Source organism: Vogesella sp. LIG4 (genome assembly GCF_900090205.1).
Lineage (GTDB): Bacteria > Pseudomonadota > Gammaproteobacteria > Burkholderiales > Chromobacteriaceae > Vogesella.
The window spans coordinates 233,625-253,983 of sequence record NZ_LT607802.1; the positions used below are offsets into that span (position 1 = coordinate 233,625).

A 20,359-nucleotide genomic window follows, 5' to 3' on the forward strand; every position below is an offset into this window, starting at 1 on the left:
GGCATGGTCGTCAGAAAGTTCTACGGCAAAACAACACGCGACGCGCTGCGCCAGGTTCGGGAAGAACTTGGCGCTGATGCGTTGATCCTGTCCAATCGCCCGACACTGGGCGGTGGGGTAGAGATCATGGCGGTTGCCGATGCTGACGTTTCCGCGCTGGCCACCACCTTCACCCCGCCGGCGCAGCCCAAGCCGCCGCGCAATACCGTACCGCCGGCGGCGCAGGGTACTGCCGCGCCCGCCCAGCCCTCGCGCATACCGGCCGCCTCGCCACCCAAGCCTGCGGCCAACCCGTCTCCGGCGGTAAACCGCGCCTTGGCGCGCACCTATGCCATGCCGGTGGAACCGCTGGAAGAACCGCCGGCGGCGCCACCGCCACGCCCGGCCCCTGCCCCGGCTGCCGCGCCGGCTGCAGCGGCCCCGGTGGAGCAGGAGCTGCCGCAATCCTTCCTGCAGCACGTGCAGCAGAACACCAGCCGCCGGCCATCGACTCCGCCGCCCGCCGCCGCCCGCGGCAGCGGCGCCGAAACCGATGCCGAACGCGAGCAGATGTCGCAGGAACTCAAGCAGATCAGCGACGAAATCAAGCAGCTGCGCAGCCTGCTGCAAAGCCAGCTGGCCGGCTTTGCCTGGTCGGACATGGAGCAGCGCACCCCCAACCGCGCCGAACTGTTCCGCCACCTGCTCACCGCCGGCTTCAGCTCGGCGCTGATCCGCCAGCTCACCCAGAAGCTGCCGCCGCAGTACGACGGCGATGTGGCGCAGAAATGGGCGCGCTCGGCGCTGATCCACAACCTCAAGTGCATGGACCCGCAGCACGACCCCATCGAGGTCGGCGGCATCTTTGCGCTGATCGGCCCCACCGGCGTGGGCAAGACCACCACCGTGGCCAAGTTGGCCGCACGCGCCACCATGCGCCACGGTGCGCAGAACGTGGCGCTGATCACCACCGATACCTACCGTATCGGCGCCCAGGACCAGCTGCGCATCTACGGCAAGATCCTCGGCGTGCCGGTGTTCTCGGTGCAGAACGAAGGCGACCTGCAGCTCACGCTGGCCGATCTCACCCCGCGCAAGATCGTGCTGATCGACACCGTGGGCATGAGCCAGCGCGATGCGCGGGTGCAGACGCAGCTGGACATGTTCAGCCAGGCCGGCCGCCCGGTGCAGCGCCTGCTGCTGCTGGCGGCCAATGCCGACGGCCACACGCTGGAAGACGTGGTGCGCCATTACAAGGGCGACGGCCTGGCCGGCGCCATTGTGTCCAAGATCGACGAAGCGCTGGCGCTGGGCCCCAGCCTGGACGTGGTGATCCGCAACCGCCTGCGCCTGTTCTACGTCACCAACGGCCAGCGCGTGCCGGAAGACATCCACGCCGCACATGCCGAGCTGCTGATCGACCGTGCCCTGCGTGCCGCTCAGCAGCAATCGCCGTTCAACCCTTCCGGCGACGAACTGGGCCTCGTCAACGCCGCACAATCCGGCTGGCTGGGGTAACACATGGTTGACCAGGCATCCGGACTGCGCCAGGCCAGCGCCCACTACCACTACCCGCCCTCCTTCGCCTTCTTCGGTGGCGAAGGCAGCGGCGTGAGCAGCGTGGTGGGCGAGTTGGCCGCATCGCTGGCCATGAGCGGCCAGCGCCCGCTGCTGGTGGAACACCAGCCGGGCAACCACCAGGCGCGCCGCCTGGGGCTGCCCGCCAGCGCCAGCTTTGCCAGCCTGGCCATCAGCCTGGGCGGTGTCAGCGACCTGCTGGTAAACAATCGCTACGGCCTGAGCCTGATCAACCTGGTGGCCAGCAACGAGGAGCGCACCCGCATGTCGCCGCGGCTGTGGCGCCGGCTGGCCAGCGAATTCGCCGCGCTGGAAACCGACCACAGCGTACTGCTGATCGACCCGCCCGCGCTGGTGGATGACCCGGCACCGCTGTGCATTGCCGACAACCTGGTACTGGTACTGAGCCCGGACGCGGACAGTCTCACCCAGGGCTATGCCAGCCTGAAACGGCTGGCCGGCGACTACGCGCGCCGCCGCTTCAACGTACTGGTGAACCAGGCCCGCGACTTCAACGAAGCGCAGGCGGTGTTCACCCGCCTCAGCGCCGTGGCCGGCGACTACCTGTCGGTGGCGCTGCGCTGGGTGGGCTTCGTGCCAACCGACAATACCCTGCGCAAGAGCCAGACGCTGCGCCGCCCCACCGTGGAAGCATTCGGCGACAGCGAGGCGGCCCAGGCCTGCAGCCAGCTGGCGCAGATGCTGCCGCACTGGCACGCGCCGGACAGCCAGGCGCAGCGTGCGAGCTATCTGGAACAACTGCTGATGACCAGCAAATCACTTGCCGATTTGACAGGAAATTGACCATGGCAACCCATAACAAGATGCGTGCCTATGCGCAGGTTGCCGCCACCCGCGAGCAGATCGACATCGAACGCTACACCCCGCTGGTGAAGAAGCTCGCCAGCATGATGGTGGCGCGGCTGCCGGCCAACGTCGATATCAACGACCTGATCCAGGTCGGCATCATCGGCCTGATGGAAGCGGCCAAGCAGTTCGATGTCAGCCAGGGCGTGCTGTTCGAGACCTTTGCCAGCCAGCGCATCCGCGGCGCCATGCTGGACGAGCTGCGCCGCGAGGACTGGATGCCGCGCCAGACGCGACGCAACTCGCGTCAGATCGAGGACGCCATCCACAAGCTGGAGCAGCAACTGGGCCGCGCGCCGCTGGAAAGCGAAATCGCCGACTACATGGACCTGCCGCTGGAGCAGTACCAGGAAATGCTCGGCGAATGCCGCGGCATCAGCCTGGTGCATTTCGACGACAATGCCGATGACGAAGGCGGCAGCGCCAACCAGGTGGAAAACGTCGCCGACGACAACAGCCCGGAACCGGTCGACGTACTGGCCAGCGATGCCTTCCGCAGTGCGCTGGTGGAAGCCATCAAGCTGCTGCCGGAGCGCGATCAGCTGGTGATGAGCCTGTACTACGAGCAGGAATTGAATCTGAAAGAAATCGGCGCCGTACTCGGCGTCTCCGAATCGCGCGTGTGTCAGCTGCACAGCCAGGCCATTACCCGCCTGCGCAGCCGCCTGCGCGACTGGGTGTGATGCGGCCAACCTTTTGCGCCGCCAGTAAACGGAATCGTCAATCTTGGACAAGATCAGTTTTGTCGCCATCCTGGGGGGCCTGACCGCCATTCTGGCCGGTCAGGCGCTGGAAGGCGGAAACATCGCCTCGCTGGTACAGGTCACCGCCTTTCTCATCGTCATCGGCGGCACCGCCAGTGCGGTGATGCTGCAATCGACGCCGCGCCAGTTCGTTACCGGGCTGCAGATGCTGCGCTGGGTATTCATGCCGCCCGGCATCGAATACGACAAGCAGATCAAGGACATCGTCGGCTGGAGCAATACCGCGCGCCGCAACGGCCTGCTGGCGCTGGAAAGCAATCTGAACAGCCAGAAGGACCTGTTCACCCGCAAAGCGCTGCAGCTGCTGGTGGACGGCGCCGAGCCGCAACTGATCCGCGAAGTGCTGGAGCTGGAGCTGGAAAGCCACGAACACGCGCGCAAGCTGGCGGCCAAGGTGTGGGAATCCGCCGGCGGCTACTCGCCCACCATGGGCATTCTGGGTGCGGTACTGGGGCTGATCCACGTGATGGAGAACCTGTCCGACCCGTCCAAGCTGGGCAGCGGCATCGCGGTGGCCTTCGTTGCCACCGTGTACGGCGTGGGTGCGGCCAACCTGCTGTTCCTGCCGATCGCCAACAAGCTCAAGCACCTGATCACGCTGGAAAGCACCGCGCGCGAGCTGGTAATCGAGGGCATCGTCGCCATCGCCAACGGCGAGAACCCGCGGCAGATCGATGCGCGGCTGCGCGGCTTCCTGGCCATTACCGATTAAGCCATCACGCCAAACGACAACGCCCGCTGCATGCGGGCGTTATCGTTTGGGGTAGCCTGGAATGCCTGCTACGGCTGCTCGATCACCGTGGCGTTGTCACCGGGCTTGCGCAGGAAGGCGGCCAGCAGCTTGTAGATATCGTGGTCGAAGCGTGGCTTGCCCGCCGGCTGGCGGTCACCGCTGCGGCGCAGGCCCAGGTAGCACCAGCGCTCGAACAGATACTCCTCCCACTCGCCGCTCACCGGGTCGGTTTCGCGCACCGCCACCGCCCCGGCATACGGCCAGCTCTTCAGCTGCAGCCGCGACAGCGCGTGCAGCAGGCGGATATTGTGATCGCCGGGCTCTTCCTTGCCGACACAGGCACCCTTGCAACGGCCCTGCAGGTGCGCCTGGCAGGCGCCCTTGCGTGCGCCGCGCTTTTCCAGCTGCAGACAGGTCTGGCACAGACCATTGGCGGTGCATAGCTCGGTCAGCACCTTCTTGGCTTCCTTCTGGCTGCGGAACAGGCCGTACAGGCTGTCCAGTCGCGAGAAATCCACCTCGCGCGCCTGCACGATGCGCGGCAGCAGGAAACCGCTGCCGCCCTGTTGCAGCTGGATGGAGCACAGCTCCTGCTCCAGCCGGCCCCGCGGGTTGTGGATGGGCTTGAGTTCCTTGATCAGCTGCAGCTCCAGCAGCTGGGCGCCAAAGTCGCCCAGCGTTTCATGCCATTCCACCCGGCGAACCTGCGGCCCCAGCTGCAGCTCCTTGTGCTGGCGATGCTCGCCGGCAAAGTGCGCCAGCACGCGGTTGCGCAGATTGCTGCTTTTGCCCACGTACAGCGGCAGCTCGTTTTCGCCGTAGAACACATACACCCCCGGCACGTCCGGCAGATTGTCCATCACCTCCGGGTCCAGCCCCGGCGGTACCGCCGGCTGCGCCATCAGCTCGGCAGCCACGGTTTCCACCGTATCGCGGCCCAGCGTGGCCAGCGACTGCTGCAGAAACTGGTACAGCGCCTCGGCATCGGCCATGGCGCGGTGGCGGTCGGCCAGCTGAATGGCGTGGCGCTGGATGATGCTGTCCAGGTTGTGCTTGTAGTGCTGCGGGTAGAGCTTGCGCGACAGCTTGACGGTGCACAGCACCTCGCTGCGGAACTTGATGCCGACGCGCTTGAATTCGTTCTTCAGGAAGCCGTAGTCGAAGCGCACGTTGTGGGCGATGAACAGCCGGCCCTGCAGTTTTTCCAGCAGACCGTCGGCAATGGCGGCAAACGGCGGCGCATCGGCCACCATGGCATCGCTGATGCCGGTCATCTCCTCGATGAACGGCGGAATGCCCTGTCCCGGGTTGACCAGCATGTCGAAGCGTTCCACCTGCTCGCCGTCGATCAGGATCACGCCCACCTCGGTGATGCGGTCGCGGGTGATGTGGCCGCCGGTGGTTTCCAGGTCGACGATGGCGAGGGGACGATCAAACAGCATGCTGAACTCGATAAAAAGGAAAACCCGCCGGGCGGCGGGGCGTTGAGACTACCACGATTCGCCGCCGGCTTCACCCGCGCCGGGCGGCGGCGTTGCGGCGCAAAGCGGGCACAGCCGCGATCAGCCTTGCAGCGCCAGCCACACCCGGTACGCCACCCAGGCATCGTTGGCCGCATACAGCTGCTGCGACTCGCTAAGCTCACGCAGCGACCAGTTGGAGGTGGACACCTTCTTGGATTTGCGGAAGTACTGGCCGAACAGCTGCGCCACCGCCTGCACCGCACCGATGGTCAGCCGCTTGTCTTCGCACTGGAAGCGGTTGCCCAGGTCCAGCAGCGCCAGGTCGGTCACGCCGAAGCGGTTCTTCAGGTGCGCGCGGTCGGAGCTGAGGTCGAAGCCGGCCAGCGTCAGGCCGGGGCGCGCCAGCAAGGCGGCCAACACGGCCGGCATCGGCCCCTCGCCCAGCGGGAACAGCCAGGCATGATCGGCGCAAGCCAATTGCACCAGGTGCGGCCCGGTGGGCTGCTGCCCCTTGTGAAAGGTTGGCCGCGACTCGGTGTCGAAGCCCAGCACCGGCTCGGTGGCCAGGCGCTCGGCCGCGGCGGCCAGCGCCGCCTCGTCCTGCACCAGGGTGATCTGCGGCAGCGCCAGGCCGGCAAACAGCGGCAGCGCCTTGATTTCTTCGCGGGGGATATGGCGGGTGATCTTCATGGCCGACACGGTACCAAAAGCTGCCGGTCAGGAAAACCTCGGCGCGCCTGCGGCCAAGCTTATTCCGCCCCGCGCCTCAGGCCGGCCAGGTAATCGGCCACCTCCTGCTGCAGCCAGTCGGCAAAGATTTCCTGCTTGTAGCGCGAGCTTTCGCGCGGCGGCCACACCAGCCAGCACGGGTAGGGATACGGCGCCACGATGCCGGTAAGCTGCACCAGCCGGCCGGCCTCCAGGTCGCGCTGCACCAGGCTGCGCCGCTCCAGGGTGATGCCCTGCCCCTGGCGCACCATCTCCAGGATCAGGTTTGAATCGTTGATCCACAGCCAGGCCTCGCCAGGCTCCTCGATGCCGGCCAGCTGGCACCATGGCTGCCAGCTTTCCACCGAGCGGATCAGCGGCCCGGCCATCACCTGCTGCGGCGTCTGCGGCAGGCGGCCACCGTTGAACGCCGGCGCCGCCACCATCAACAATTCGTCGTCGAACAGCTTCTGCTGCTGCAGGCCCTCCCAGTCGCCCTGGCCGATGCGGATGCCCACATCCACCAGCCCCTGGCGCAGGTCGAGAATGTCCAGGCTGGCGCGGATGCTCACCCGGTAGCGCGGATACAGCGCCTGGAAGCGATGCAGCCGCGGCAGCAACCACTGCGAACCGAACGACGGCAGCACCGCCACCGCCAGATCGCCCTCGCGCGGCCGCGCCTGTACCAGCCGGGTGGCTTCGCTCAGTTCGGCCAGACCGGAACGGATCTGCAGCGCGTAGAAGCGCCCTTCTTCGGTAAGCCGCAGCCCGCGGCCTTCGCGCATGAACAGCGTCACACCCAGCTGCTCTTCCAGCAGGCGGATCTGCTGGCTGATGGCGGAGTGGGTCACGTGCAGTTCGCCGGCGGCGCGGGTAATGCCGCCCAGGCGGGCAACGGCCTCGAAACTGCGCAGCGCGGTGAGGGGTGGCAGAGCTTTCATGTAAGAAAAACTAACACGTCTCGGCAGAAATCATCAATTTTTCTTTGTGTTTCACCGGCTTATAGTAGCAACACTACTTGGAGGGAAACACTATGGAACACGTACTGCATCTTACCCTGCAACGGCAGGAACTGTTGGTGCTGCAACTGGTGCGCCCCGGCCAGGTCCGCGCGCTGAGCGGTGCGCACTGGCTGACCATCAACGGCGAGGACATCTGCCTGCGTGCCGGCGAGCAGGCGCAGCTGCCGGTCGGTAAACTGCTGCTGGAGGGTGACGGCCGCCTCGACCTGCAAGGCCTGAGCGCCCCTACGCCACAAGGTGGCGCCCTGCAACTGGGCTTTATTTCGGTACGCAACGAGCAAAGGGAGGTGTCATGCAACTGATAGGCATGCTGGATTCACCCTATGTCAGAAGGGTGGCGATTTCGCTGCAACTGCTGGAGCTGCCCTGGCAGCATCTGCCGCTGTCGGTGTTCCGCAACATGCCGGAATTCCGCCAGATCAACCCGGTGATCAAGGTGCCCACCCTGGTGTGCGACGACGGCGAGCTGCTGATGGATTCCAGCCTGATCCTCGACTACCTGGAGCGGCTGGTGCCGGCCGAACGCCGGCTGCTGCCGGAGGCATTGCCGGCCCGCCAGCATGCGCTGCACGGCGTGGGCCTGGCGCTGGCGGCGATGGAGAAGGCGGTGCAGGCCTACTACGAGTGCAATCTGCGGCCAGCCGAAGCACGCCATGCGCCGTGGCTGGAGCGGGTGGCGGAGCAGCTGAACGGCGCCTGCACGCTGATGGAAAACCATCTGCAGCGCCATGCGCCGCAAGTCGACAAGCTGGATCAGGCCACGCTCAGCATCGCCGTGGCCTGGCGCTTCATCGCCGAACGCGCGGCGGAACACGTAGCGGCCGATGCCTACCCGGCACTGCGCGCCTGGAGCCGGCAGGCGGAAGCGCACCCGGCCTTCCTCGCCTTCCCGTTCGACTGAAACGGCATGCGGCCAACCCAGGGGTTGGCCGCAAAGCAAAACCGCCAGTCCCTGCGGGACGGGCGGTTTTTCATACTAATAACGCTGCAGGGCGATCCGCCAACACCTTGGCCGCAAGCTGGCAGCACATCCCGGCGGAACGCCCCTGCGGGGCTTCCGCCCTACGGTTTGCTCTCCCTCTGCTCTTGCTCCAGCGCCAGCAACAGGCTCAGCCGCTGTTCGCGCGCCACCTGCTGCCAGGGCTGATCGCACAGTGCGCCCTGCAGCGCCCAGAGCAGGTTGAGCGAGGCGCCCGGCCACACCGCCTTCACCCGCAGCCAGGCAGCCACCGCGCCCAGCGCTGCCAGCTGCGCTCTATCCTCGATGCCGGCAGCAGCCAGCATCTGCCGCGATTTCGGCCCCAGATTGCGCCACTCGTCCGCCATGGCATCCTCCACAAGGAAAAACCGCCGCGCCCGGTGGGCAGCGACGGTTCGGGCATTGCCGATTCAGCCGTAGGGCGGATGCCCGCCAGGGCGATCCGCCATCAACCGCAGGCTCAGGCCGACAGTTCCAGCATCAGCTTGTTGATGCGCTTCACGAATGCCGCCGGGTCTTCCAGCTTGCCGCCTTCGGCCAGTAGCGCCTGGTCGTACAGCACATGGGCCAGGTCTTCGCGGCGGCCGTCATCGCTTTCCGCGGCCAGACGCTTCACCAGCACGTGTTCCGGGTTGATCTCCAGCGTCGGCTTGGCGCCTTCCGGCACCGGCTGGCCGGCGGCCTTCAGCATGCGCTCCAGGTGGGCGCTCATATCGTGCTCGCCCACCACCAGGCAGGCGGGGCTGTCGGTGAGGCGGGCGGTGGCGCGCACTTCCTGCACGCGTTGGCCCAGCGCCTTCTGCACCAGTTCCACCAGTGGCTTGGCGGCTTCTTCCACCTGCTTCTGCGCGGCCTTGTCGGCTTCGTCTTCCAGCGCGCCCAGATCCAGCGCGCCCTTGGCTACCGACTGCAGTTTCTTGCCGTCGAACTCGGTGAGCGACCCGCTTACCCACTCGTCCACGCGGTCGGTGAGCAGCAGTACTTCCACGCCCTTCTTCTTGAACACTTCCAGGTGCGGGCTGTTGCGCGCGGCGGACAGACTGTCGGCGGTGATGAAGTAGAGCTTGTCCTGACCTTCCTTCATGCGGCCAACGTAGTCACCCAGCGATACCGCCGGCACGTCGCCTTCGGAAGCGGTGGACACGAAGCGCAGCAGCTTGGCGATGCGCTCCTTGTTGGCGAAGTCCTCGCCCACGCCCTCTTTCAGCACCTGGCCGAATTCCTGCCAGAAGCTGGCGTATTTGTCCTGATCGTTGGCCGCAAGGTCTTCCAACAGGCCCAGCACCTTCTTCACGCAGCCGGCGCGGATGGCGTCGATGTCCTTGGATTCCTGCAGGATCTCGCGCGAGACGTTCAGCGGCAGGTCGTTGCTGTCGATCACGCCGCGCACGAAGCGCAGGTACTGCGGCATCAGCTTGTTGCTGTCTTCCATGATGAACACGCGGCGCACATACAGCTTCACGCCCTGCTTGCGGTCGCGGTCCCACATGTCGAACGGGGCGCGCGACGGGATGTACAGCAGCTCGGTGTACTCCTGGCGGCCTTCCACGCGGGCATGGCTCCACGCCAGCGGGTCGCTGAAGTCATGCGCCACGTGCTTGTAGAACTCCCGGTACTGCTCTTCGCTGATGTCGTTCTTGCTGCGGGTCCACAGCGCGGAGGCCTCGTTCACTACTTCCACGTCGTCGCTGACGATCACTTCGCCGTTCTCGCCGTAGCCGTTGCCCTTCTTCATCTCGATGGGGATGGAGATATGGTCGGAATAGGTGCGCACGATGCGCTTGAGCGACCAGTCGTTCAGCAGCTCGTCCTGGCCTTCCTTCAGGTGCAGCACGATCTCGGTGCCGCGGCCGGGCTTGTCCAGCTGCTCCAGGGTGAATTCGCCCTCGCCCTGCGATTCCCAGCGCACGCCGTCGCCTGTCGGGCTGCCGGCGCGGCGGGTGGTGAGCGTTACCTTGTCTGCGACGATGAAGGCGGAATAGAAGCCCACGCCGAACTGGCCGATCAGGTTGGCGTCCTTGCGTTCGTCGCCGGACAGCTGCTCGAAGAAGGCCTTGGTGCCGGATTTGGCGATGGTGCCGATATTGGCGATCACCTCGTCGCGGTTCATGCCGATGCCGTTGTCGGCGATGGTGATGGTGCGGGCGTCCTTGTCGAAGCTGATGCGGATTTTCAGCTCCGGGTCGTTCTCGAACAGGGCAGCGTTGTTCAGCCCTTCGAAGCGCAGCTTGTCGGCCGCGTCGCTGGCGTTGGACACCAGCTCACGCAGGAAGATCTCCTTGTTGGAATACAGGGAGTGGATCATCAGTTGCAGCAGCTGTTTGACTTCGGTCTGAAAACCCAGGGTTTCTTTTGCGCTCATGGTAACGGTGTGCTTAGGTTGAACAGGATGAGCCAAAAATAGGGTCGTCCGCGGTGATTTCAATACCCGTGCTGCGGCGCAGCTTGCGCGGGACGGGGCAAAAGTTCACCATGGTTAATACTTCAATACAAAACCATAAGCCTGCTAGCGGTTCTCCCCGCCAAGCGACAACCGGGATGGCCCGATGCGTAGCATCAAGACAAGACTGATTATCTGGATTGTGCTGGTACTGCTGCTGACGCTGGGCATTACCGGCTACGTGTCCTATAGCAGCACGCTGGGCAGCGAGGAACGCGATTTCGCGGCGCAGAAGGAAGGGCTGAAGCAGCGGCTGGCGCTGTCGCTGCCGCATGGCGTGTGGCAGCTGGATGACGAGTTCATCCGCCTGACGCTGGACGCCGAGCTGAAATCGCCCATCGTGGTGGCCATGCGGGTGGAAGGCGATGCCGGCCTCTACCTGGGCCGCCAGCGCAATGCCGGCGGCGGGCTGGTGAACCTGCCGCGCGGCGAGCAGCCTGCCAGCGACGAAACCCTGAGCCTGCCGGTGATCTACCAGCAGCGCGACAACCTGGGCACCGTCAAGGTGTACCTGTCCCGCGAGCGCATCAAGCAGCGCCTGGAGCGCGAAGTGCTGCGCCAGGGGGGGCAGGCGCTGGTGATCTCGGTGGTGCTGTCGGTAATCCTGATCCTGCTGCTGCGCGGCTATGTGTTCGCCCCCATCCACCAGCTGCAGCGCGCCTTGCAGCGTGCCGCCGAGTTGCAGGGCCGCGATACGCCGCAGCTGCCCGAGGCGCGCTACAGCGAGTTTTCCGAGCTGGTGCACCGGGTCAACGCCATTGTGTACAAGATCAGCAGCGAGCTGGGGCTGCGCCGCCAGGCGGAAACCACCGCGCTGGAACAGAAGGAACGCGCCGAACTGGCCTACCGCCAGCTGCTGGACACCCAGGACACGCTGATCAAGGTGGAAAAGCTGGCCTCGCTGGGCTCGCTGGTGGCCGGCGTGGCGCATGAGATCAACACTCCGGTGGGCATCACTCTCACTGCCGCCTCGCACCTGGCGCTCAGCACCGGGCAGGTACGCGAGCTGTTCAGCAGCGGGCAGATCAGGAAAAGCGATCTGCATGACTACCTGCAGGACGCGCAGGAATCCAGCAGCCTGATCCTGAACAATGCCGAACGTGCGGCCAACCTTATCCACAGCTTCAAGCAGGTGGCGGTGGACCAGACCAGCGAAGCGCGCCGCGAATTCGAGCTGGGCGACTACCTGGGCGAAATCATCACCAGCCTGCGCCCCAAGCTGCGCCGCAGCCAGGTTCAGGTGGAGATAGACTGCCCGGACGCGCTGCAGATGGACAGTTACCCGGGCGCGCTGTCGCAGGTGGTCACCAATCTGGTGATGAATGCCCTGACGCATGCCTATGATGAAGATGCGGAGGGCACAATTCGCTTGCAGGCGCGCTTGCTCGCCGACCAGAGGGTAAGCCTGCAGGTATGTGATGACGGCAAGGGCATTCCGCCGGAAAACATGAAGCACATCTTCGAGCCGTTCTTCACCACCCGGCGCGCCAGCGGCGGCAGCGGGCTGGGCTTGCACATCGTGTTCAACATCGTGTTCAAGCGTCTGGGTGGTGTCATCAATGTGGACAGTACGCTGGGAAAGGGGACGTGTTTCACCCTGCTACTGCCCTGTAATGCCCCGCAAGCCAAGCATGAGGAGCAAGTGGTATGAGCAGCATGGAAAACAATAACGACGACTGGCTGCTGGATGACGATGCCGAGCAGCAGGCGCGGCCTGCCAACGCGCGCAAGCCATGGAAGATCCTGATCATCGACGATGAAAAGGATGTGCACAGCGCCACGCGGCTGGCCATCAAGGACCTGATCTACAAGGAGCGGCCGCTGGAGTTGCTGAGCGCCTACAGCGCACGCGAAGGCTTCGACATGCTGCGCCGCTACGACGACGTGGCGCTGATCCTGCTCGACGTAGTGATGGAAACCGACAACGCCGGCCTGGACCTGGTGCACCGCATCCGCGACGAGCTGGGCAACCGCCTGGCGCGCATCGTGCTGCGTACCGGCCAGCCAGGCCAGGCGCCGGAGCAGGAAGTCATCCTCGGCTACGACATCAACGACTACAAGACCAAGACCGAACTCACGGTGCAGAAGCTGTTCACCACCGTGATTGCCTCGCTGCGCGCCTACGAAAACCTGGTGGCCATCGAAAAGAACCGCCAGGGCCTGTCCAAGATCCTGGAAGGCGCCGCCGACCTTTACCAGCTGCGCTCGCTGCGCGAATTCGCCTCCGGCGTGCTCAAGCAGATCAGCGCCATCCTCGACATCGGCACCGACGGCGTGCTGTGCATGGAAAACACCCACTTTGGCAACGACCAGGCCAGCCGCCCGGCGCTGGAGATCCTGGCCGCCACCGGTGCCTTCGAGCCGCTGCTGGGGCGCACCACCAACGATATGCAGTCCAGCTTCCCGGAGCTGCACGCCGCCATCATGGAAACACTGCGCAACAAGCAGAGCCTGTACCGCCACCCGGTGGACGTGCTGTACATCGCCTCGCAGAACGGCCGCGAATTCGTGGTGCACTTCTCGCCGCAGTGGCCGCTGGAAGACGTGGAGCGCGACCTGCTGGAAGTGTTCTGCCAGCGTATTTCCTCCGCCTACGACAACCTGTACCTGTATACCCAGCTGGTGAAATCGCAGGAAGCCACCGTGGTGGCGCTGGCCGACCTGGCGGAATTCCGCGACACCGATACCGGCGAACACGTGCTGCGCGTGCAGCAGCTGAGCGATGCCATTGCCGGCGAGATGCAGCAGGCCGGCGACTACCCGGCGGACCTCTCCCCCGCCTTCATGGACATGATAGGCATGGCCAGCATCCTGCACGACGTGGGCAAGGTGGGCACGCCGGACCACATCCTGTTCAAGCCCGGCCGGCTGGACCCGGACGAGCGCATCATCATGGAGCAGCACGCCAGCATCGGCGCCAACATCCTGCGCAAGGCCAGCGCCATGGTGGAAGGCGTCAGCTACCTGTCGGTGGGCTCGGAGATCGCCGGCGGCCACCACGAGTACTTCGACGGCAGCGGCTACCCGAACAAGCTCACCGGGCAGGAGATTCCGCTGTCGGCACGCATCGTGGCAGTAGTGGACGTGTTCGATGCGCTACTGCACAAACGGCCGTACAAGCAGCCATGGCCGCTGCAGGAGGTCATGGACTACATTGCCGGCCGCGCCGGCAGCCAGTTCGACCCCAAGGTGGTGGCCGCGCTGCAGCGGCTGGTGAGCGGCGGCAAGCTGCCGCCCATGCTGCTGGGGCCGATCCATCGCGGCGAGCAGCCGGCATCATGAAAAAAGGGCGGGATATCCCGCCCTCCTTCTTGCCATACGCATGCGGCCAACCTTCACCCCGTAAAGAAAATGCCGTTCACCGAAGTGAACGGCATTACCGGGTTCGCGGCCCTTTACAGCTACGCCGGCATCAGGCGCCCAGCGCGGCAAACACCTGGTCGCGCACGGTTTCCACGGCCTGTACGCCGTTTACCTTCACGTACTTCGGCGCCTTGCTGTCGCCGGAAGCGGCCATCTGCGAGTAGAAGCCCACCAGTACCTCGGTCTGCTCGTGGTACACGTCCAGGCGCTTCTTCACGGTCTCGGCCTTGTCGTCGTCGCGCTGTACCAGCGGCTCGCCGGTCACGTCGTCCACGCCTTCCGCCTTCGGCGGATTGTATTTCACGTGGTAGGTACGGCCGGAAGCCACGTGCACACGGCGGCCGGACATGCGGTCGATGATGGTTTCGTCCGCTACGTCGATTTCCACCACGTAGTCGATGTCCACGCCGGCCTGCTTCATCGCCTCGGCCTGCGGAATGGTGCGCGGGAAGCCGTCGAACAGGAAGCCGTTGGCACAGTCGGCCTCGGCGATACGCTCTTTCACCAGACCGATGATGATGTCGTCGCGCACCAGGCCGCCGGCATCCATGATCGCCTTGGCTTCCAGGCCCAGCGGGGTGCCGGCTTTCACCGCAGCACGCAGCATGTCGCCGGTGGAAATCTGCGGAATGCCGAATTTTTCCTTGATGTAGTTGGCCTGGGTGCCTTTACCTGCGCCCGGAGCGCCCAACAGAATCAGCTTCATCGTTTACTCCCAATCAGTAGTTGTTGTGTTATCGGGTGGATCCAGCCACCACGGCGCGCACCCGTTCCAGGTCTTCCGGGGTGTCCACGCCGGCAGCGGGCGCATCGGCAACGCATTCCACGGCAATGGCATGGCCATGCCACAGCATGCGCAGCTGTTCCAGCGCCTCGAACTGCTCCAGGGGGGCGGGTGCCAGCTGGCTGTAGGTATGCAGCAGGCTGGCGCGGTAGGCGTACATGCCGATGTGGCGATATACCGGCAGACCGGCCGGCAACGATTCTCTGCTGGTGGCAAAGGCATCGCGCGCAAAGGGGATGGGCGCACGGCTGAAGTACAGCGCGTGCCCCTGTTTGTTCAGCACCACCTTGACCACGTTCGGGTTGAACATGTCGGCGGCACTGTGGATATCGTGTGCCAGGGTAGCCATCGGCGCGCTGCTCTCGCCCAGCAGTGCTGCCAGGCGGTCGATCAGCGCCGGTTCGATCAGCGGCTCGTCGCCCTGCACATTCACCACCACGGCATCGTCCGGCAGCGCCAGCAGGCTGGCTACCTCGGCCAGACGGTCGGTGCCGCTGGGGTGGTCGGCGCGGGTCAGCACTGCTTCCACGCCATATTGTTCGCATGCAGCCAGGATGCGCGGGTGGTCGGTTGCCACCACCACACGGTTGGCCGCAGACAGGCGCGCGCGTTCAGCCACGCGCACCACCATCGGCTTGCCGCCGATGTCGGCCAGCGGTTTTTCCGGCAGGCGGCTGGAAGACAGCCGCGCCGGAATCACCACCAGGAAGCCGCTCATTGCACCTCTTCCTCGGGCGCCAGTTCGCGCGCTTCGCTCTCCAGCATCATCGGGATGCCGTCGCGCACCGGGAAGGCCAGACGGTCACCCTTGCAGATCAGTTCCTGCTTTGCCTTGTCCTGCACCAGGGGGCCCTTGCACAGCGGGCAAACCAGAATCTCGAGAAATTTAGCGTCCATGGAGTTCTTTCAATCGGGACAAAATCCAGCCGGCCAAATCGGGCTCCAGCTGTGCCGTTACCGGCAGGAACCATAGTCTAGCATGATTGACGCACTGCAACTTCACCGCGTCCTTACTGGTAACAATCACTGCATCTGCATCGTCCGGAATGTCCGTCGCTACAAAGTCGTGGTGGTCCGGCAGTGCGATAGTGCGCTGCAACACCAGCCCCATGCCGCGCAGGGTGGCAAAGAAGCGTTCCGGGTTGCCGATACCGGCCATGGCCACCACTTTCTGGCCGGCAAAATCGGTAGCCAGCCGTGGCGACAGGCTGCCGGCCAGGTGCTGGAACGTACCGGGCAGCAGGCGCTGGCGGAACAATGGCAGCCGCGGCGGCCAGTCTATTGCCGTACGCTGCTCGCCGTTGACCACCACGGCATCCACGCTGGCCAGCCGCGATGCCGGCTCGCGCAGCGGGCCGGCCGGCAGCAGGTGGCCGTTACCCAGGCCACGCTCGCCGTCGATCACCACGATCTCCAGTGTGCGGCGCATGGCGTAATGTTGCAGCCCGTCGTCGCTGAGCAGCAATTCGACTTCCGGATGATGCGCCAGCAGCAATTGCCCGGCCGCCACGCGGTCACGGCCCACCACCACCGGCGCGCCGGCGGCGGCCAGCAGCAGCGGCTCGTCGCCCACCAGGCTGGCCGGGGTGTTGCGGCCAACCTCGGTTGGCTCGCGGTGGCTGCCGCCATAACCGCGGCTGATCACCCCCACCTTCACGCCGCGGGCGGCAAAGGCCTGCAGCAGCGCCAGCGTCAGCGGCGTCTTGCCTACCCCGCCCACGTTGATATTGCCGATCACCACCACCGGCACCGGCAGGCGCCGGCTGGATTTCAGCCCGTAGCGGAACAGCGCGCGCCGCAGCGCGGCCACTAGAGCAAACAGCCCTTCGGGCAAGGCCAGAAGGGCTGTCATCCACCAGCGGGGCTGGTACCAGTGTCGTTCCAGCCGGTTCACTTCGGCCCCATCTGGGTGGCGAAGGTCAGCTGCGACAGGCCGGCAAAACGCGCCGCCTCCATCACCGTCACCACCGACTGGTGGGTGGATTCGGCATCGGCGCTGATGATCACCACCGGTTGGGTCTTGCCGGCTGCCTGCGACTTGAGCAGTTCGGTCAGCGCCGTCACATTGGGCGCCGCCGGCGCCTGGCCGTTGACGCGGTAATCGCCGTGACGGCTGACTTCCACCCGCAGCGGGCTGTTCTTCTGATCGTCGGCCTTGCCTTCCGCCTGCGGCAGATTCACCTGCAGCTCGGAGTAGTGCGAGTAGGTGGTGGTGACCATCAGGAAGATCAGGATCACCAGCAGCAGGTCGATCAACGGAATGAAGTTGATCTCCGGCTCCTCACGCTGGCCGTGGCGTCGAAAATTCATGCTCAGTCTCCGCGGCGCTCGCCATGAATGGCTTCCACCAGACGTACGGCCTGCGCTTCCATTTCCACCAGGAAGTCGTCAACGCGGGCGCGGAAATGGCGATAGAAGATCATGCTGGGAATCGCCACCACCAGGCCCAGCGCGGTGTTGTACAGCGCGGTGGAGATGCCGTGCGCCAGCGCGCGCGGGTCGGAACCGGCCGGCGACTGCGAGCCGAAGATGTCGATCATGCCGATTACCGTGCCCAGCAGGCCCAGCAGCGGCGCCATGGCGGCGATGGTGCCCAGGGTGTTGAGGTAGCGGCCCAGCTCATGCGCCACCACACGGCCCTCGTCTTCGATGGCTTCCTTCATCACGTCGCGCGAGCTGCCCACCTGGCGCAGGCCGGCGGCGAACAGGCGACCCAGCGGCGAATGGCGCTGCAGTTCGTTCACCACTTCGCGGCTGGCGCCGGCACGGCGGTATTCCTGCAGCGTCTGCGCCAGCAGGCCTTTGGGCACCACCAGCGGTGTGCGCAGGCTGTAAAAACGCTCCAGGGTAATGGTAAGAGAAATGACCGAGGCGATGATGATGGCCCAGATCGGCCAGCCGGCGGCTTCAATAATGGACAACACGATGGGGATTCTCCCGTGATTGGGCAAGCGCTAAACTTTATCGGGTAGGCTGCATTGGCGCAACACGAGTGCAGCGGCTTCATGCATCGCGAATGCAATTTAAGTTCCCGGGCTAAGTACCGATTTTTGCAGGGCTTTTGCTCTTCATCCACAAAAGCTGTGGATAACTCTGTGGATGAACGGCATTCCACCGCAGCGGAGCCAGCATCTATGCGCCTGGCGCTGGAATGCCCACAAAATACACCAGCAAAGTAAACCATTGATTTTATTGGTTTTTGCTTTTTTAAATGCATCTATTGCATGGCATGCACAAACAACAATCGCTTGTGCGCCTTCCGAATAACCCGCTGTGGATGACTTGACAAGCATGTTTTTCCCCGCCAACCAAAACGATGTCATCTCCGTCGCCACCCTCAACCGCATGGCGCGCGACCTGCTGGAGTCCGGCCTGCCACCGATGTGGATAGGCGGCGAGATTTCCAACCTTACCCTGGCGGCATCCGGCCACGGCTACTTTTCGCTGAAAGACAGCAATGCGCAGATCCGTTGCGTGATGTTCCGTAACAAGCTGTCGCAGCTGGATTTTCGCCTGGCGGAAGGCATGCAGGTGGAACTGCGCGGTACCGTTACCCTGTACGAGGCGCGCGGCGACTACCAGATCAACGTCGACACCCTGCGCGCTGCCGGCCTGGGCCGGTTGTACGAGGCGTTTGCCCGCCTGAAGGCCAAGCTGGAGGCCGAAGGATTGTTCGACAATCGGCACAAGCAGCCGCTGCCCGCCAGCCCGCGCCGGGTGGGCATCGTCACCTCCCCCGCCGCCGCCGCGCTGCGCGACGTGGTGACCACCCTGCGCCGGCGCATGCCCGGCATCGAGGTGATTCTCTACCCCACCCAGGTACAGGGCAGCACCGCGCCGGCACAGATCGTGGCCGCCATCCATGCGGCCAACCGTCGCGCCGAGGTGGACGTGCTGATCGTCTGCCGCGGTGGCGGCAGCATCGAGGACCTGTGGGCGTTCAACGATGAAGCGGTGGCGCGCGCCATCTTCGCCAGCAAGCTGCCGGTGGTCAGCGGTGTCGGCCACGAAACCGACTTCACCATCGCCGATTTCGTTGCCGACCGCCGCGCCCCCACCCCCACCGCCGCCGCCGAGCTGGTCTCGCCCAGCCGCGAGGCACTGCAACAGGGGCTGGACCTCACCCGCCGCCAGCTGGAACGCGCGCTGTCGCGCCTGCTCACCGACAAGAGCCAGCAGCTGGACTTCCTTGGCCGCCGCCTGCAACACCCCGGTGAAAAACTGCGCCAACAGCAGCAGCTGCTGGAACGCCACGGCCTGCAATTGCGCCAGCGGCTGCAGGACATGCTGCGCCAGCGCCAATGGCGGCTGGACAGCCTGCGCTACCGCCTGGCGCAGGGCAAGCCGGCCTTGCCGGGCCTGCAGCATCGCCTGCAACAGGGCCAGCAGCGCCTGCACGCTGCGGTGCACCGCCAGCTGGGGCAGCAACAGCTGGCGCTGGGCAAACTGGAAGCCACCCTGCTGGCCATGAACCCGGAAGCAGTACTGGCACGCGGCTACGCCATCGTGCAGAACGAAGCCGGCCAAGTCATCCACTCGCCGGCACAGCTGCACGACGGCGAAGCCATCCAGCTGCAACTGGCAGAAGGCCGCGCCCACGCCCGGGTGGAACAGGAACGCGGCACGCAGAGCCAGCTGCCGTTCTGAACGCTCAGGGCCGCAGCGTCACCACCTCCCGCACCGCCTGCACGGTAGCCAGCAGCTCCTGCTGCAACCAGGTGCGCAGCCGGCTGATACCGGCTTCCTGCTCCCGCCCGGCGGCAGTCAGCAGCACGTAGTCGGAGCCATCGGCGATGCCGCCCTGCGGCGCCAGCAGCCGCCCGGCCAGCAGGGCGTCCGCCGCCATGTACAGCGATGCCTGGGCGTAGCCCACGCCGGCCTGCGCGGCCTGCAGGCTGAGATAGAAATGCTCGAACGACTGCTGGCTGGCATAGGGCGGCAGCGGCATGCCCAGCTGCTGCCAGCTGACCCAGGCCTGCGGCCGGCTGCGGCTGTGCAGCAGGGCCGCCGATGCGGCCAACGATGGCGCCTGCACCGCCAGCATGTACTCCGCCGCCAGGGTCTCGGCATGGCAGTCGCGGCCCCAGGCAAAGTCATTGCGCCGCAACGCCGCATCCACGCCCCCCCGCCACAGATCCACCGGCCCGCCTGCCGCCAGCAGATGCAGCGGCAGATCCGGCGCCAGCTGCTGCCAGCGCGGCAGGCGCGGAATCAGCCAGTACATCGCCAGCGTGGGTTCGCAGGACAACACCAGCGGGCGCACTGCCGGCTGCGCCCTGACCGCATCCACCGCCTCGGCCAGCGTCTGCAGCGCCTGACTGCAGCCACCCAGCAGCAACTGCCCGGCCTGGGTGAGAAACACCGCGCGGTTGCGCCGCTCGAACAGGGCCACGCCCAGGCTGTCCTCCAGCTGCCGTACCTGGCGGCTGACCGCGCCATGCGTCACGCACAACTCGTCCGCCGCCCGGGCAAAGCTCTGCCAGCGCGCCGCCGCCTCGAACACCCGCAGCGCATTCAGGCTGGGCAGGCCACGCAGATTACGTGAGTTTTCCTCAAGCATCCGGCTACACCATCATCGTTATTCATCTGCAGATACATTGCCGAAAATGGCGATCAGTCACAAGTCATAGCTGCTGTTGCAGCCGTGATGCGTGATTCCTGATCAACCATGGATACGAG

The 20,359-nt window shown here is 65.3% G+C and carries 21 protein-coding genes; 9 read left to right on the forward strand and 12 right to left on the reverse strand.

The window, feature by feature from the left end:
- Positions 1-3 precede the first annotated feature (3 nt).
- Genes flhF through PSELUDRAFT_RS01075 form a run of 4 tightly spaced genes read left to right on the forward strand, consistent with a single transcriptional unit; the run spans position 4 to position 3,900 of the window.
- A complete protein-coding gene (gene flhF / locus PSELUDRAFT_RS01060; RefSeq protein ID WP_088965099.1) occupies positions 4-1,497 on the forward strand; it encodes a flagellar biosynthesis protein FlhF in 1,494 nt (497 codons plus the stop codon).
- Between the two features lie 3 nt (positions 1,498-1,500).
- Positions 1,501-2,361, forward strand: a complete 861-nt coding sequence (locus tag PSELUDRAFT_RS01065; protein ID WP_088965100.1) for a flagellar synthesis regulator FleN — start codon at positions 1,501-1,503, stop codon at positions 2,359-2,361.
- Between the two features lie 2 nt (positions 2,362-2,363).
- A complete protein-coding gene (locus tag PSELUDRAFT_RS01070) occupies positions 2,364-3,107 on the forward strand; it encodes an RNA polymerase sigma factor FliA (protein WP_197693919.1) in 744 nt (247 codons plus the stop codon).
- Positions 3,108-3,150: 43 nt separating this feature from the next.
- On the forward strand, positions 3,151-3,900 hold the full coding sequence (locus PSELUDRAFT_RS01075) for a flagellar motor protein (protein ID WP_088965101.1): 750 nt from the start codon (positions 3,151-3,153) through the stop codon (positions 3,898-3,900).
- Between the two features lie 68 nt (positions 3,901-3,968).
- On the opposite strand, the gene PSELUDRAFT_RS01080 is transcribed toward PSELUDRAFT_RS01075, so the two are convergent.
- From PSELUDRAFT_RS01080 to PSELUDRAFT_RS01090, 3 genes are all read right to left on the reverse strand, one after another.
- On the reverse strand, positions 3,969-5,363 hold the full coding sequence (locus tag PSELUDRAFT_RS01080; RefSeq protein ID WP_088965102.1) for an exonuclease domain-containing protein: 1,395 nt from the start codon (positions 5,361-5,363) through the stop codon (positions 3,969-3,971).
- Positions 5,364-5,483: 120 nt separating this feature from the next.
- Positions 5,484-6,074, reverse strand: a complete 591-nt coding sequence (locus tag PSELUDRAFT_RS01085) for a 3'-5' exonuclease (RefSeq protein ID WP_088965103.1) — start codon at positions 6,072-6,074, stop codon at positions 5,484-5,486.
- A 59-nt stretch (positions 6,075-6,133) separates the two neighbouring features.
- Positions 6,134-7,033: a LysR substrate-binding domain-containing protein gene (locus tag PSELUDRAFT_RS01090; RefSeq protein ID WP_088965104.1), complete on the reverse strand. Its 900-nt coding sequence runs from the start codon at positions 7,031-7,033 to the stop codon at positions 6,134-6,136.
- 92 nt (positions 7,034-7,125) lie between these two features.
- Here PSELUDRAFT_RS01090 and PSELUDRAFT_RS01095 point away from each other — a divergent pair, with 92 nt between their 5' ends.
- Together PSELUDRAFT_RS01095 and PSELUDRAFT_RS01100 are read left to right on the forward strand one after the other, a co-directional pair.
- Positions 7,126-7,416 carry a DUF2917 domain-containing protein gene (locus tag PSELUDRAFT_RS01095; RefSeq protein ID WP_088965105.1) on the forward strand — a complete coding sequence of 97 codons (291 nt, stop codon included), beginning with the start codon at positions 7,126-7,128 and terminating at the stop codon, positions 7,414-7,416.
- Complete coding sequence (locus PSELUDRAFT_RS01100) at positions 7,407-8,015, forward strand: glutathione S-transferase family protein (RefSeq protein ID WP_088965106.1); 609 nt, start codon at positions 7,407-7,409, stop codon at positions 8,013-8,015. Before PSELUDRAFT_RS01095 ends, PSELUDRAFT_RS01100 begins: the two co-directional genes overlap by 10 nt.
- A gap of 161 nt (positions 8,016-8,176) precedes the next feature.
- Here the strand turns inward: PSELUDRAFT_RS01100 and PSELUDRAFT_RS01105 are convergent, their stop codons facing one another.
- Both PSELUDRAFT_RS01105 and htpG read right to left on the reverse strand, forming a co-directional pair.
- On the reverse strand, positions 8,177-8,440 hold the full coding sequence (locus tag PSELUDRAFT_RS01105) for a TfoX/Sxy family protein (RefSeq protein WP_088965107.1): 264 nt from the start codon (positions 8,438-8,440) through the stop codon (positions 8,177-8,179).
- Positions 8,441-8,553: 113 nt separating this feature from the next.
- Positions 8,554-10,455, reverse strand: a complete 1,902-nt coding sequence (htpG, locus tag PSELUDRAFT_RS01110; RefSeq protein WP_088965108.1) for a molecular chaperone HtpG — start codon at positions 10,453-10,455, stop codon at positions 8,554-8,556.
- Between the two features lie 184 nt (positions 10,456-10,639).
- Between htpG and PSELUDRAFT_RS01115 the strand changes: the two genes are divergently transcribed.
- Together PSELUDRAFT_RS01115 and PSELUDRAFT_RS01120 are read left to right on the forward strand one after the other, a co-directional pair.
- Complete coding sequence (locus PSELUDRAFT_RS01115; RefSeq protein WP_088965109.1) at positions 10,640-12,184, forward strand: sensor histidine kinase; 1,545 nt, start codon at positions 10,640-10,642, stop codon at positions 12,182-12,184.
- Positions 12,181-13,815: a DUF3369 domain-containing protein gene (locus tag PSELUDRAFT_RS01120; protein ID WP_088965110.1), complete on the forward strand. Its 1,635-nt coding sequence runs from the start codon at positions 12,181-12,183 to the stop codon at positions 13,813-13,815. The genes PSELUDRAFT_RS01115 and PSELUDRAFT_RS01120 overlap by 4 nt, the downstream gene beginning before the upstream one ends.
- 130 nt (positions 13,816-13,945) lie before the next feature.
- On the opposite strand, the gene adk is transcribed toward PSELUDRAFT_RS01120, so the two are convergent.
- From adk to PSELUDRAFT_RS01150, 6 genes are read right to left on the reverse strand one after another with little or no spacing between them, the layout of a single operon-like run.
- Positions 13,946-14,602: an adenylate kinase gene (adk, locus tag PSELUDRAFT_RS01125; RefSeq protein WP_088965111.1), complete on the reverse strand. Its 657-nt coding sequence runs from the start codon at positions 14,600-14,602 to the stop codon at positions 13,946-13,948.
- Positions 14,603-14,630: 28 nt separating this feature from the next.
- A complete protein-coding gene (gene kdsB, locus PSELUDRAFT_RS01130) occupies positions 14,631-15,398 on the reverse strand; it encodes a 3-deoxy-manno-octulosonate cytidylyltransferase (RefSeq protein WP_088965112.1) in 768 nt (255 codons plus the stop codon).
- Positions 15,395-15,577 carry a Trm112 family protein gene (locus PSELUDRAFT_RS01135; protein ID WP_088965113.1) on the reverse strand — a complete coding sequence of 61 codons (183 nt, stop codon included), beginning with the start codon at positions 15,575-15,577 and terminating at the stop codon, positions 15,395-15,397. The genes kdsB and PSELUDRAFT_RS01135 overlap by 4 nt, the downstream gene beginning before the upstream one ends.
- Complete coding sequence (gene lpxK, locus PSELUDRAFT_RS01140) at positions 15,567-16,532, reverse strand: tetraacyldisaccharide 4'-kinase (RefSeq protein ID WP_369800076.1); 966 nt, start codon at positions 16,530-16,532, stop codon at positions 15,567-15,569. The genes PSELUDRAFT_RS01135 and lpxK overlap by 11 nt, the downstream gene beginning before the upstream one ends.
- 38 nt (positions 16,533-16,570) lie before the next feature.
- A complete protein-coding gene (locus tag PSELUDRAFT_RS01145) occupies positions 16,571-16,990 on the reverse strand; it encodes a biopolymer transporter ExbD (RefSeq protein ID WP_088965115.1) in 420 nt (139 codons plus the stop codon).
- 2 nt (positions 16,991-16,992) lie between these two features.
- The gene (locus PSELUDRAFT_RS01150; RefSeq protein ID WP_088965116.1) at positions 16,993-17,604 is read right to left on the reverse strand and encodes a MotA/TolQ/ExbB proton channel family protein; all 612 of its coding nucleotides are present in this window, start codon (positions 17,602-17,604) and stop codon (positions 16,993-16,995) included.
- A gap of 367 nt (positions 17,605-17,971) precedes the next feature.
- On the opposite strand from PSELUDRAFT_RS01150, the gene xseA reads away from it, so the two are divergent.
- Positions 17,972-19,327, forward strand: a complete 1,356-nt coding sequence (gene xseA, locus PSELUDRAFT_RS01155) for an exodeoxyribonuclease VII large subunit (protein ID WP_088965117.1) — start codon at positions 17,972-17,974, stop codon at positions 19,325-19,327.
- A 4-nt stretch (positions 19,328-19,331) separates the two neighbouring features.
- Here the strand turns inward: xseA and PSELUDRAFT_RS01160 are convergent, their stop codons facing one another.
- A complete protein-coding gene (locus PSELUDRAFT_RS01160) occupies positions 19,332-20,240 on the reverse strand; it encodes a LysR family transcriptional regulator (protein ID WP_197693920.1) in 909 nt (302 codons plus the stop codon).
- Positions 20,241-20,359: the final 119 nt, after the last annotated feature.

Bases quoted from the DNA above. Each gene is read 5' to 3' on its own strand.
- PSELUDRAFT_RS01105 (WP_088965107.1), bottom strand. From the start codon at position 8,440: ATGGCGGACGAGTGGCGCAATCTGGGGCCGAAATCGCGGCAGATGCTG.
- PSELUDRAFT_RS01080 (WP_088965102.1), bottom strand. From the start codon at position 5,363: ATGCTGTTTGATCGTCCCCTCGCCATCGTCGACCTGGAAACCACCGGC.
- PSELUDRAFT_RS01145 (WP_088965115.1), bottom strand. From the start codon at position 16,990: ATGAATTTTCGACGCCACGGCCAGCGTGAGGAGCCGGAGATCAACTTC.
- kdsB (WP_088965112.1), bottom strand. From the start codon at position 15,398: ATGAGCGGCTTCCTGGTGGTGATTCCGGCGCGGCTGTCTTCCAGCCGC.
- PSELUDRAFT_RS01160 (WP_197693920.1), bottom strand. From the start codon at position 20,240: ATGCTTGAGGAAAACTCACGTAATCTGCGTGGCCTGCCCAGCCTGAAT.
- xseA (WP_088965117.1), top strand. From the start codon at position 17,972: ATGTTTTTCCCCGCCAACCAAAACGATGTCATCTCCGTCGCCACCCTC.
- PSELUDRAFT_RS01065 (WP_088965100.1), top strand. From the start codon at position 1,501: ATGGTTGACCAGGCATCCGGACTGCGCCAGGCCAGCGCCCACTACCAC.
- PSELUDRAFT_RS01135 (WP_088965113.1), bottom strand. From the start codon at position 15,577: ATGGACGCTAAATTTCTCGAGATTCTGGTTTGCCCGCTGTGCAAGGGC.
- lpxK (WP_369800076.1), bottom strand. From the start codon at position 16,532: ATGACAGCCCTTCTGGCCTTGCCCGAAGGGCTGTTTGCTCTAGTGGCC.
- PSELUDRAFT_RS01115 (WP_088965109.1), top strand. From the start codon at position 10,640: ATGCGTAGCATCAAGACAAGACTGATTATCTGGATTGTGCTGGTACTG.
- PSELUDRAFT_RS01120 (WP_088965110.1), top strand. From the start codon at position 12,181: ATGAGCAGCATGGAAAACAATAACGACGACTGGCTGCTGGATGACGAT.
- htpG (WP_088965108.1), bottom strand. From the start codon at position 10,455: ATGAGCGCAAAAGAAACCCTGGGTTTTCAGACCGAAGTCAAACAGCTG.
- PSELUDRAFT_RS01090 (WP_088965104.1), bottom strand. From the start codon at position 7,033: ATGAAAGCTCTGCCACCCCTCACCGCGCTGCGCAGTTTCGAGGCCGTT.
- PSELUDRAFT_RS01100 (WP_088965106.1), top strand. From the start codon at position 7,407: ATGCAACTGATAGGCATGCTGGATTCACCCTATGTCAGAAGGGTGGCG.
- PSELUDRAFT_RS01085 (WP_088965103.1), bottom strand. From the start codon at position 6,074: ATGAAGATCACCCGCCATATCCCCCGCGAAGAAATCAAGGCGCTGCCG.
- flhF (WP_088965099.1), top strand. From the start codon at position 4: ATGGTCGTCAGAAAGTTCTACGGCAAAACAACACGCGACGCGCTGCGC.
- PSELUDRAFT_RS01095 (WP_088965105.1), top strand. From the start codon at position 7,126: ATGGAACACGTACTGCATCTTACCCTGCAACGGCAGGAACTGTTGGTG.
- adk (WP_088965111.1), bottom strand. From the start codon at position 14,602: ATGAAGCTGATTCTGTTGGGCGCTCCGGGCGCAGGTAAAGGCACCCAG.
- PSELUDRAFT_RS01070 (WP_197693919.1), top strand. From the start codon at position 2,364: ATGGCAACCCATAACAAGATGCGTGCCTATGCGCAGGTTGCCGCCACC.